The sequence below is a fragment of the Gemmatimonadota bacterium genome (assembly GCA_022560615.1).
Lineage (GTDB): Bacteria > Gemmatimonadota > Gemmatimonadetes > Longimicrobiales > Gaopeijiaceae > UBA1138.
This window is the reverse complement of the sequence record JADFSR010000067.1, coordinates 1-10,901: the sequence shown is the minus strand read 5'-3', so window position 1 is coordinate 10,901 and position 10,901 is coordinate 1. Positions and strand designations below refer to the sequence as shown.

Annotated in this window: 12 protein-coding genes; 1 reads left to right on the top strand and 11 read right to left on the bottom strand. The window is 65.6% G+C overall.

All coding sequences use genetic code 11. The features are described from left to right. From IIB36_19485 to IIB36_19455, 7 genes are all read right to left on the bottom strand, one after another. Nucleotides 1-613: efflux RND transporter periplasmic adaptor subunit (locus tag IIB36_19485; protein ID MCH7533925.1), on the bottom strand; the 613-nt coding region annotated here is incomplete at its 3' end. Further along, nucleotides 610-1,305 (bottom strand): ABC transporter ATP-binding protein, encoded by a 696-nt coding sequence (locus tag IIB36_19480; protein ID MCH7533924.1) that lies wholly within the window; start codon nucleotides 1,303-1,305, stop codon nucleotides 610-612. The genes IIB36_19485 and IIB36_19480, both read right to left, overlap by 4 nt. A gap of 8 nt (nucleotides 1,306-1,313) precedes the next feature. Continuing rightward, nucleotides 1,314-2,621: a TolC family protein gene (locus IIB36_19475; protein MCH7533923.1), complete on the bottom strand. Its 1,308-nt coding sequence runs from the start codon at nucleotides 2,619-2,621 to the stop codon at nucleotides 1,314-1,316. 4 nt (nucleotides 2,622-2,625) lie between these two features. Further along, on the bottom strand, nucleotides 2,626-3,060 hold the full coding sequence (locus IIB36_19470; GenBank protein MCH7533922.1) for a hypothetical protein: 435 nt from the start codon (nucleotides 3,058-3,060) through the stop codon (nucleotides 2,626-2,628). Then, on the bottom strand, nucleotides 3,060-3,470 hold the full coding sequence (locus tag IIB36_19465; protein MCH7533921.1) for a hypothetical protein: 411 nt from the start codon (nucleotides 3,468-3,470) through the stop codon (nucleotides 3,060-3,062). The genes IIB36_19470 and IIB36_19465 overlap by 1 nt, the downstream gene beginning before the upstream one ends. After that, nucleotides 3,467-4,051 carry a sigma-70 family RNA polymerase sigma factor gene (locus tag IIB36_19460; protein ID MCH7533920.1) on the bottom strand — a complete coding sequence of 195 codons (585 nt, stop codon included), beginning with the start codon at nucleotides 4,049-4,051 and terminating at the stop codon, nucleotides 3,467-3,469. The genes IIB36_19465 and IIB36_19460 overlap by 4 nt, the downstream gene beginning before the upstream one ends. Nucleotides 4,052-4,229: 178 nt before the next feature. After that, nucleotides 4,230-4,715: a hypothetical protein gene (locus IIB36_19455; protein ID MCH7533919.1), complete on the bottom strand. Its 486-nt coding sequence runs from the start codon at nucleotides 4,713-4,715 to the stop codon at nucleotides 4,230-4,232. Between the two features lie 142 nt (nucleotides 4,716-4,857). On the opposite strand from IIB36_19455, the gene IIB36_19450 reads away from it, so the two are divergent. Continuing rightward, nucleotides 4,858-5,328 carry a hypothetical protein gene (locus tag IIB36_19450; protein ID MCH7533918.1) on the top strand — a complete coding sequence of 157 codons (471 nt, stop codon included), beginning with the start codon at nucleotides 4,858-4,860 and terminating at the stop codon, nucleotides 5,326-5,328. Here IIB36_19450 and IIB36_19445 read toward each other — a convergent pair. The 4 genes from IIB36_19445 to IIB36_19430 all read right to left on the bottom strand — a co-directional run bounded on the left by IIB36_19445 (nucleotide 5,325) and on the right by IIB36_19430 (nucleotide 10,710). Next, entirely contained in the window at nucleotides 5,325-5,909 is a 585-nt protein-coding gene (locus IIB36_19445; protein ID MCH7533917.1) for an HNH endonuclease, read from the bottom strand. The genes IIB36_19450 and IIB36_19445 overlap by 4 nt on opposite strands. Before the next feature lie 129 nt (nucleotides 5,910-6,038). Next, nucleotides 6,039-8,510: a primosomal protein N' gene (gene priA, locus IIB36_19440; protein ID MCH7533916.1), complete on the bottom strand. Its 2,472-nt coding sequence runs from the start codon at nucleotides 8,508-8,510 to the stop codon at nucleotides 6,039-6,041. Then, on the bottom strand, nucleotides 8,507-9,703 hold the full coding sequence (locus IIB36_19435; GenBank protein ID MCH7533915.1) for an aminopeptidase P family protein: 1,197 nt from the start codon (nucleotides 9,701-9,703) through the stop codon (nucleotides 8,507-8,509). The genes priA and IIB36_19435 overlap by 4 nt, the downstream gene beginning before the upstream one ends. 23 nt (nucleotides 9,704-9,726) lie before the next feature. Further along, a complete protein-coding gene (locus tag IIB36_19430; GenBank protein ID MCH7533914.1) occupies nucleotides 9,727-10,710 on the bottom strand; it encodes a methyltransferase domain-containing protein in 984 nt (327 codons plus the stop codon). Nucleotides 10,711-10,901 lie beyond the last annotated feature (191 nt).

Genomic DNA, 10,901 nt, shown 5'->3' with positions numbered 1-10,901 from the left:
CCATCAGGAACAGCGTGGTGCCACCGGACACGTTGCCGGATGCGGACTGAATGACCATGCCCTCTTCGACGTTCTTCTGGATGATCGTGCCCGTCATCGGGGCCGTAATGCGCACGTCCTCGAGCTGGAGCACCGCGAGGTCGAAGTTCGTCTGAGCCTTCACGAGGTTAGCCCTCGAGTTGGCGTACTCGACCCGTGCCCCTTCGTGCTCCTGAGCCGTGATGACCTCCCGCGCGAGCAGCTGATCGGAGCGCTCGAGTTGGGCTTCGCCGATGTCGAACCGCACCTGCGCCACCTCGAGGTCCGCTTCGGTCTGATCGTAGCGGTTCTGCACGTCTCGAGGGTCGATGTCCGCGAGCAGCTGTCCGGGCTGTACCTCGTCGCCGATATCGACGTGCAGCCTCAGAATCTCGCCCGACGCCTTCGACTTGACCTCGACCTCGCGGATCGGCTCCACCGTGCCGGTGGCCTCCGCGCTGATCAAGAGAGTGGCCCGCACGACTTGGACCGTCTCGACGCTCGAGGCCGCTTCGGCAGCCTCACCGCTCTCGCAAGCGCTAGCCGTGACGAAGAGGAGGCCGAGAACAGCGCACCGTCCGATCAACTTCGTCATACCGTCGCCCCCGCCCGTTCTTTGAGGAAGTCCTGCTCGATGAGACCGTCCTTCAGGTGGATCTGCCGCTTCGAGTACTCGGCGATGTCGTGCTCGTGCGTCACCAAGACGATCGTCTGTCCTTGCTCGTTGAGCTCGGCGAGCTGCCGCATGATGGCCCCGCTCGTCACCGAGTCCAGGTTGCCCGTCGGCTCGTCCGCGAGCAAAAGGTCCGGGTCGTTCACAAGCGCGCGCGCGACGGCCACACGCTGACGCTGACCGCCGGACAGCTCGGGAGGCTTGTGACGCATGCGATCACCGAGCCCAACCAGCTCCAGCTTTTCGGCGGCGCGCTCCCTGCGCTCCTTGCCCCTCATGCCTGCGTAGATGAGCGGCAACTCGACGTTGTGCAGCGCCGTGGCGCGTGGCAGCAGGTTGAAGGTCTGAAAGACGAAGCCGATCCTTTGATTCCGCACCCGCGCCAGCTGGTCGTCTGTGAGCTCACTGACGAGTTGGCCGCTCAGCCAGTACTTGCCCTTGGTGGGCGTATCGAGGCACCCGATCATGTTCATCAACGTGGACTTGCCACTGCCCGACGGCCCCATGACGGAGACGAACTCTCCCGCATAGATCTCGAGGTCCACGCCCCGCACCGCACGCACCGTTTCCGCGCCGAGCACGTAGTCCTTCGTCAGACCCTCTGTCTTGATAATCAGCTCGCTCACAACACCCTCCCCAGAATCGACTCGAGCTCGGCTCGGGCCAGCACATAGTCGTATCGTGACGTGACGATATCGACGCTGGCTTGATCGGCCGCGTTCTGGCTGATCAGGACGTCGAGGATGGTCGCCACACCCACGGCATACCGTTCGCGGATCACTCTGAGGTCCTCTCCTGCTACGAGCTCCGCCTCCTGAGCAATCTCGATGGCCCGCTCCGCGGTGCGTAGGTTGTAAAGTGCGGCGTCCGCTTCCTGTCGCGCGGCAAGTCGGGAGTCGTCCTCCTGCAGCCGTGCGACCCGCTGCGAGAACTGCGCCCGGCTAATGGATGATTCCCGCTGGAAGTTGTTAAAGATGGGGTAGGAGAGGCTCAAGCCCAGATTCCAGCTCGTGCGACCGCCGTTGAACGAACGCTCCTGGTTGTTCCAGTTGTATCCGCTGGACAGCGACAGCGACGGCAGGTATCCGGTCTGCGCCGACCGTACCGAAGCAGCGGCGGCTCGGGTCGCGTATGCGGAAGCGACCACCGTCGGCGACGCGGCTTCGGCCAACTGCATGATCTCCGCCTCGCTCAGCGGTAGCTCCGAAGGCTCCATATCAGCAGGGCGGGCCGGGACCACAGGCGCGGACTCACCGATCTGCCGCCCGAGCGAGAACCGCGCCGCGCGTAAAGCAGTCTCACCCTGGAGCACGGCCTGGCGGGCGTTCACGACGTCCAAGCGCGCCCTGAGGGAATCGGAGATCGTAGCACGACCCACCTGCGAACGGACCCTCACGATTTCCAGGTTTTGCTGCGCCTGTTCGACACGCCGCTGAGAAACCTCGAGCAGGTCCGCCTGTCGCAGCGCGGCAAAGAAGAAGTTCTTGGTCTGCAGCGCGACAGAGAATCGCTGGCTCTCCCGGCGCGCTACCGCGGCCTGCATGTCCGCGTCCGCTCGGTCGAGCTCCACGAACCGGCTACCGCCCCGAAAGATATCGACGCGGCCCGAAAGCCCAGCCGAGTACGAGTCCGAGCTGCCAGGCACGATCTGCCCGGTATTCGGGTCGAGAATGTTGGCGCTGCGCAGAGAGCCACTGGTGCTCATGCTCAGGTTGGGCAAGAAAGCGCCCCACGCCGAGCGCTCCGCCAGCGCGGCGTTGTCCACCGCCTGGTCCTGCTGCAGCATCTGCGGGCTGCGACGCAAAGCGCGCTCGACGGCCTCGTCGAGGCTTATGGTCTGCTGCGCGTCGGCGGAGCGGGGCGCTAGGACCGCAAGGCCTGCCAGCACGCAGGCCGCGGCACGGGCCGAAGCCCGGCTCGTCGATTTCATGGATCTAGTCCCGGTCGTCCTTCTCGTTCCGCTCGACCTTTCGCCGGTCGAAGTCGTCGAGCAACGCCTGATACTCCGCGGCCTGCTCCTCCGAGAAGACCTCCTTGATCGCACCTCGTGTGTCCTGAATCAGCGCCTGGTACCGTGGGTCGTAGGCGCTACGAAACTCCCCGTGCAGCGCGTCCATCCGGGCTCGATGGTCCTTTAGGATCGAGTCGATGACGACCTTCTGGTCCTCAGAGGGTCCGACCTGTTCGTGCATCGCTGTGCGCCGTCGTCGTTTGCCGTCACGCTCTTCGCCGTCCGCGTTCTCGGAGGCGATCTGGGGGGGCTCAGCGCCCAGGTTGCTGTCGGCCGCGAGGCCCAACAACACGCCCGACGCGAAGACCACCGCGAGCATCACGGCGGTTACGAGCCTGGTACGCGATCGGTGTTCCATTAGAAGATCTCCGACGCAAAGGCGACCGCGCCATTGGTTTCCGGCGCGAGCAGGGTCGGAATCGTCTCACCCTCGACCTCGCTGACCAAGAGTTCCTCGACGCCGACCGGTTGCGGCGCCGGAGCGTCAGCGCCACGCACCAGCACTAGGCCGGCAAGCGCTGCGGCCAGAGCCGCGGTGGAGACCACTGCCCGCGCCCAAGAGCTCATCACGTCTGCCACGGTCAGTTCATGCATGAGGCGGCGTCGCGCCAACTCGGCCATCGCGTTGCTCAAAACCCACGAACGGAAGCGGAACCAGTAGTTCGGATCTTGCTGCGCCGGATCGAGAAGACCCAGCGTTTGAGCCAGCTCCTCGTCCTGACCGAGCTCGCCGAAGTAGTCCGACTCGTCCTGCAACTTGTCCCTCATAGAGCTTTCCTCTGCAAGTCGGGCCCCGCTGGCGTCCTACCAAGCGACACCCGCAACGCCTTCCTCGCGAAGTGGAGGTGCGACCGAACCGTGCCGGACGGCAACTCCAACCGATCCGCGATCTCGCGGTGTTTCCAACCCTCCAGATCGTGCAGCAACACGATCTGCCGTTGTATTTCGGGAAGCGCGGCAAGCGCCTCCTTCAACATCCCTCGCAACTCCGAGGTCTCAGCGACACGGTCCGGCATCGGCACCAGCGACCGGGTCCCCGGAGGAACCTGATCCGTATGCCTCAACGACTCCCGTCTGACGAGGTTGCGAGACCGGTTTCGCACGATGGTCATCAGCCACCCCGCAAATCGCTCCGGGCTCCTACACTCGTCTAGCCGCTGTAGCGCTACTAGAAAGGACTCCTGCGCTGCGTCCTCGGCGTCCTCATGCCGACCAGTGACGGATAGCGCAACCGCGTAGGAGGCCCTTTGATACCGCTCCACGAGCTGGCCGAAGGCGAATTCATCGCCCCGTCTGGCTCGGTGGACCAGATCACCGTCAGTCGGTATGTCGGATCGCTCTAAAGACACCGCAGAGTTACGCCTTGTTGAAGAACCGCGTTCGTCGCAGACAAGCTACAGCACGGGGCGGCCTCGGGGCACCCGAGAGGTCGAATCTCACACCATATCGCACACCATATGGAGACCGCCACGGTCTCCTTCGTTAGACACGGGAGGCCCCCGCCGGCGAAGAGGCCGCCGGTTCGAGTCAGGAGCGGCGGCGCTCGCTGATCTCGGAGAAGAACGCTGGGCGTCGATCCGGGTCCGCGGGATCGCGGCTCTCGGCGAGGGCCGCCTCCAGGTCACCCGCAGTCATGTCCGCAAGGAGTCGACCGACGACGAACGCTTCGCGATCCGGCGGGGAGGTAGCCGACTGCACCTTCCAGAAGCCCAATAACAAAAGCGGCGTATTCACGGCGGAGCCACCCCCAGAGCGACCCCGAACACGGACCGTCCATGACGTCCCGTCGACTTCCACGGTAGCCTCGCCGACGTCAGGCTCTACGTCTGGGGAAGCGCCGGGGAAGACGCCGGGCGTCGCCAGGTCCCCCCGGACCGGCGTCGGTTTCCCGGACTCCGGTGCCTGGCGCGCGACTACCGGAGTGTTGGGAGCGCCAGTCAGCGGCTGAGGCAGACGCGCCGAAGGAGGCCGTGCGCCGGATCGCCCCTCTTTGTGGTCGTGCGCGCTGGTCATGGATGGATCAAGGCAATGTGTGATGATTGCTCAATCAAGCATGTGACGGCGGTGATCGCCAACCCGACCGACGCCCGACGGTGACAAGCACTTCCGCACGCGAATGGTTGCCGGAAGTGCCTCATAGGCGCCTCTTTATGGCATGGCCTCATCCAATTCCGAGAACCAGGCCAAGAGAGAGTACCAGCAGCTCCTTCGCCTGCATGAGCGGCTCCTGCGCGATTTTCAGGACGCCCGTGAGGAGTTGTCCGCTCCGGGCACGCGCGGACTCCTGAAGGAAATCAAGGCGCGCACAGGCTCCGCGCCGGACCTCGCCCCGATCAAGACGGCGGTCGAAGAGGCGATCCGCGCGCTCAAGACGTCCGAGTCCGAGATTCAGGGCTCGATCGTCGAAGTGAGGGAGGCAGACTTCGAGGTCGAGGGCGTCCCCGACATGCCCGCGTATCTCCGACGGTTCTTGGCAGAGCGGTCCAGCGAGCCCGGATTCTCTTACGAGGTGAGCCAAGACGAGGTGCGCGGGTGGGTGATCCGCTGGAAAGAGTACACTCATCGAGGGACCGTGCGCGGGTTCGGACAGTTCTACGAGCGGCCGTACGCCTGGCTCGAAGACTAGAGGGCCGAGTAGCCGCCGATCTCGACCGGTTCGTCCGAGCGCCGTTTCGACACCACGTCGAGCGCGTCCTCGCCATAGAACATGCGAATGTACTTCGCCTGCGCTCCGGTCACGCGCCTGACCACCCACACGAGGTGTACGTAGTTCGGCTGTCTAGGCTGGTTCAGTAGCTTGAGACCCGCCTCGCCGGGAAGCCGGTTACCCTTGCGGTTGTTACACGGCGAGCAGCACGTAACCACGTTCTCCCACCTGCTGTCTCCCCCCCGGGACAACGGCACGACGTGATCCCGGGTCAGGAATTGGCGACCACGGAGCTCGTTCTTATGCCTCCCACAGTACTGACAAGAGTAGTCGTCGCGAGCGAACAGGAAGGTGTTGGTAACCTGTCGGCGGAATCGCCGCGGGACGTGGACGTACCGGACGAGGCGGATTACCGCGGGACAGGGGACGATGCGCGTCTCTGAGCGGAAGCGCCTACCTCCGTCCTTTTCCAGGATCTCGGCCTTCCCATCCAGGACCAGCCGGACCGCTCGACGAGCAGGAATGATCGAAAGTGGCTCGAACGAAGCGTTCAGCGCCAAGCAGCCCACAACCCCTCCTAGCAACCCGTGGTAGACGTACGGCGGACGGTGTCCCGGAGATGCCACCGAACCCGCCGGCCCGAAGGTATCCGGCAGCCCCCTTCAACTGCAATGGCTAACGGCGGGCGTTCAGAGCAGCGCTACGGGGTCTCGATCGAGCGCCAGCCGTACGTCTCCGGCTGGGAGTGAATATCCACGGATGAGCGCTCGGGCCGCGGCTCCCAATGCCGCGGGTGAACCGCTGCGCAGGAGGAAGTGCCAGCGCCACCGACTGTGCAGCCGCTCAATGGGTGCGGGTGCCGGACCGACTAGCTCTACGACTCCTCCTCCCTTACGGGAACGACGCGACAGCCAACTACGCATCCACGTGGCCGCGCGCTCGGCCGCCGTCGCCGCGAGTCCCTGATCGGGGCTACTGACGATGACGTTCGCGAGGCGCACATGTGGCGGATACTGAGGTCGTTCTCGTTCCGCGAGCTCTCGGGTCGCGAAGCCTTCGAAGTCATGAGCCACCGCAGCGCGGACCGCGTAGTGGTCGGGCAGGGAGGTCTGGATCAGGACGTCGCCACCCAACTTCCCCCGCCCTGCTCGCCCGGCGACCTGGCTCAGAAGCTGAAACGTCCGCTCGCTCGCGCGGAAGTCCGGCAGATGAATGCCGACATCTGCGTTCACGACTCCCACCAGGGTGACGCGAGGGAAGTCGAGTCCCTTGGCGATCATCTGCGTCCCGAGCAGGATGTCGACTTCGCCCCGCTCGACGCGGTCGAGGATGCGCTGGTGAGCCCACTTTCCAGAGGTCGTGTCCACGTCCATGCGCACGATACGCGCGTCGGGAAAGGTCTCGGCGGTGACGCGCTCGACCTGCTCGGTACCGAGACCCCGGTACGAGAGGTCCTGCGAGCCGCAGCGGGGGCAGCGGGCCGGTGCGGGCGTCTCAAACCGGCAGTGATGACATACGATGCGCCGCTTCACGCGGTGGTACGTGAGCGAGATCGAGCAGTTCTCGCACTGTTCCACTTCGCCGCACTCGCGGCACTGGATGAACGACGAGTAGCCCCGCCGGTTGAGCAGCAGGATGACCTGTTCGTGCTTGCTCAGGCGCGCGTCGATGGCAGCCACGAGTTCTTCGGAAAGCACACCGGCGCCGCGTGACCGGCGCTTGGCGGGGCCCGTGTGAGTGTCCCGACCCTTCCGCAGGTCGACCACGCGGACCTCAGGCAGCTTGGCACCGCCGACACGCTCCGGCAGGACGAGGTGCCGGAACTTGCCTCGCTTGGCGTTGTGCCAGCTCTCCAGCGACGGAGTCGCGCTGCCCAGTACGCAGACGGCACCGTGCGCGCGTGCTCTCACCACCGCCAGGTCCCGCGCGAGGTAGCGCGGCGCTTCTGATTGCTTGTAGCTGCCGTCGTGCTCCTCGTCGACGACGATCACGCCCAGGTTCTCGAGTGGCGCGAACAGCGCCGAGCGGGCGCCGACCGCGACGCTTCGCTCGCCACTGCGCAGCAGCCGCCACGCATCGTACCGCTCCCCGTCCGAGAGACCGGAGTGCAGCACGGCGACCTCGTCCCCGAAGTGGGCCCGGAAACGCGAGACCGTCTGCGGTGTGAGCGAGATCTCGGGCACGAGCACGATGGCGGACCGTCCCCGCGCCAGCGCCTCGCGGAGGAGCTCGATGTACACGAGCGTCTTTCCGGAGCCGGTGATGCCGTGAAGCAGGAACGGCGCAGGGCTCTTCTCGTCGAGTCCGCCGATAAGCGCGTCCAGCGCAACCTGCTGATGGACGGTCGGCACCAGAGACGGCGGTGTCTGCGGGGGCCTGTCGGCGAAGGGGTCCCTGAATTCCTCTTCGTCGAAGAGGCCGACGAGTCCCTTCGATACGAGCCCACTTATCACTCCTCGGCTGAAGCCCTGCTCTCCCGTGAGGTGCGCCAGCTCCGAAGCTCCTCCCGAAGCCTCGAGCAACTCGAACGCCTCCCGCTGTCGTCCCGCGCGCCCGAACGCCTGCTCGCGGGCAGCAAGCGTGCCGAGCCCCTGGATGATGCGCGCGACTTTGTGCGTCTTCACCGGTGGCGGCGGCGGGGGCACGGTCTCGTGACCGACCATCCCTTTCGCCTCGAGCGACCGGATCTCCGGCCAAATCGAGCCCATCTTCAGATCCCGGCGAAGAGTGCGAACGCGCTGTGGGCCCGCTTTCGAGAGCAGCGCGTCCATGACGCGCTGCTCTCGAGCTCGCATCTCGCCGGAAGGCGCCGCCAGCACGGTCAAGTAGTCCCTCGAGACGTCGGTGAGGACCGAAGGCAGCGCGGCCCGCAGGGCGATTCCGAGCGGCGCGACGTAATAGTCCGCCATCCATCGGCAGAGCTCCAACAGATCGGCCGGCACCGTCGGATGCTCGTCGAGCACAGTCCGAACCGATCGAATGCCCTTGATGTCCTCACTCGAGCCCTCACCCACCACCCACCCGATTCGCTCGTCACGGCGGAACGGTACGAGCACGCGGGTACCCGGGGCCGGAGCGCGGTCGGCGTCTACCCGGTATGTGAACGTGCGGTGAATCGGTAGCGGGAGCGCTACGTCCACGCGGTACTGCGATGGGCTCAAGCGCCTTCTAACAACAGGAAGATCTCTTGCTGGATCTCCAACGGTGTCACCTCGGGACCGTTCGCCCCCCAATGCACGTTGATCTCGCTGCGCACGCCGATGTCGTCCGTGATGTAAATGCCGGGCTCGATGCTGAAGCCGACGCCCAGCACGATGAGCCGGTCGTCGCGGGTCTCGAGGTTGTCTAGATTCGGGCCACTCCCGTGCAGGTCGATGTCCATCGAGTGACCCGTACGGTGTACGAAGTGAGGCCCGTGGCCGCGTTCGGCGATGACGTTCCGCGCGACGTCGTCGACCTCGCAGCCGCGCACCTCCTCGCCGGCATCGAATCGATCCTGCAGGAACGACACGGCAGCGTCGCGAGCATCCCGCACAGCTTCCCAGATCGCTTGCGTGCGCGCGTCGACCGCACTGCCCAGGAATCCCATCCAGGTCTGGTCGGCGAATACCATGCCCTCGAAGGCACCCCAAAGGTCGATAAGCAACAAGTCACCTCGGTTGATCGTCTCCCCTGCTCCGAGGGGCGCGTAGTGCGAGTCGGCCGCTCTCGGCCCGATCGCCACGATGCAGTCGGGTTTCACCACGAGTCCCGCACCCCTCAGCTCGCTGCGGATCCACTCAGAGAGCGCGCCCTCGGTCGTGGGCCGGCCGCCGCGAACGGCATCCGCCGCACGCTCGAACGCACGTCTCGCCACGCTTGCGACGATTTCAGCGGCTTCCCTGTGGCGCTCCCGCTGCTCAACAGTCCATACCGAGTGGAACCGCGAGACGAGGTCACCTGAGCTCGTCGCCTCGATGCCGAGGTTCAGGATCACGCCCGCGATGCCGGCCGGCACATAGTCGAGCGTCGGGACTGCGGCGCCAGGGGACACTTCCATGGCGAGCCGGGTCTTGCCTTCGACCAAGGCCGCGAGTTGCTCCTCCATGTCCTTCCAGCCCGAGTAGCTGCGAACCGCGTGCGGCCAATGACGCCACGAAGACGCCTCGATCGCGTGGATGAGAGCAATTGGTTCACCTTCGGCCGGAATGAGCACGTAGCCGCGCCGGGTCGTCTTACCGAGTCCGAGCAACTGCACGGCGATCGGGTTCAAGCCGTGGAACTCGTACAGCAACCATCCGTCGAGCTCCTGGTCGCGGAGTGCCCCTTGGACCTTCGCGATGCCGTCGTCGGTGCAGAGAAGAGCGGTGCTCACATTCGGGTCTTGCCTCAGTAGGTTCAGTGGGTTGGTTTGTCGGCCTCTGCGCCAAAGAGAGGCAGCCCGGCGGTATCGGTTGCCTCGTCACCTTCGTCGTCCGCAGCTGCTTCAGGGACGGTCACAGGCTCGGCGGGGGGTTCATGCTCCGGCGTCGCGGACTGGGCCGCGTAATCCTCCGCTGCCTCACCCTTCCGACCCTTCAACAGGTCGAGCCCGAGTATGCGCTCTCGCGTGAGCAGCCGGTGCACCTCCCGCTCCCGCTCCAACACCGTGCGCACGCCCCGCCACCCCCACCGCGTCCACGCCCTCCGGAGGATGCCGATCTTCTCGCCAATCGAGAAAAGCTCGGCGAAGTCTAGGAACGGCTTCGCGACCCTGGGCCGGAACGCGGTCTCTTCGTCCGACCAGTCTTCGGTGTGCACGTTCGAGATGCCGCCCTCGCGCAGCAGACGCTTCCACTCGACCACCATGAGGGGTCGAGCGCCGAGGTGGTCAGCGAGTACGACCCGGCGTTCCTCGTCGACGGGCGCCTTCCAGACGAGCTGGACGAGCACAACGAAGCCGTCGGGCTTGGTCACTCGCACGAGCTCATTGATGGCGGCTGCCGGCTCGCAATGGTTGGAGAGACCGATCTCTCCGACCGTCACGTCGAAGATCTCGTCGCGGTACGGGAGCGCGTCGGAGCGCCCCGTCTGGAATTGCAGGCGGTCTGCAATCTCCTCCGCTCGACTCCATCGTTCGGCCTCATCGACCATCGTCGGGTCGATCTCGACCCCGGACGCAGTGACGCCGTATTCCGTCACAAAGTACGTGAGGGGAACGCCCCTGCCCGACGCGACGTCCAGAACGTCGTCGTCCGGTGACAACTCGGTCAGAAGCGCAATCTGCCGGTAGAGCTCGGCCCCTCCCGGAGGAAAGATTCGGCGCGAGCTCAGCCGGACCAGATCGAGCATCGAAGGGACGGCGGGCGAGAACGCCTCGGCGTCAGGATCGTGGGATGGCATGGCGAGTGAAAATGATGGGGGAGCGCCGCAGGGGCAACGCGTGGAGCCGTCGTGCGCCGCGTGAGCCGAGTCCCGCGGCGCCCTCAGCCTCCCGCCACGTCGAGGTCGGCAAGGGCCCGAATCACCGCAACCTCACCCTGACCGACTCGCGGCGGATCGTATCCACCCTCGACGATCGCGCCCACCCGTCC

Excerpts from the sequence above, each read along its gene's own strand:
- IIB36_19475 (MCH7533923.1), bottom strand. The coding sequence starts at position 2,621 with ATGAAATCGACGAGCCGGGCTTCGGCCCGTGCCGCGGCCTGCGTGCTG.
- IIB36_19470 (MCH7533922.1), bottom strand. The coding sequence starts at position 3,060 with ATGGAACACCGATCGCGTACCAGGCTCGTAACCGCCGTGATGCTCGCG.
- IIB36_19465 (MCH7533921.1), bottom strand. The coding sequence starts at position 3,470 with ATGAGGGACAAGTTGCAGGACGAGTCGGACTACTTCGGCGAGCTCGGT.
- IIB36_19455 (MCH7533919.1), bottom strand. The coding sequence starts at position 4,715 with ATGACCAGCGCGCACGACCACAAAGAGGGGCGATCCGGCGCACGGCCT.
- IIB36_19450 (MCH7533918.1), top strand. The coding sequence starts at position 4,858 with ATGGCCTCATCCAATTCCGAGAACCAGGCCAAGAGAGAGTACCAGCAG.
- IIB36_19430 (MCH7533914.1), bottom strand. The coding sequence starts at position 10,710 with ATGCCATCCCACGATCCTGACGCCGAGGCGTTCTCGCCCGCCGTCCCT.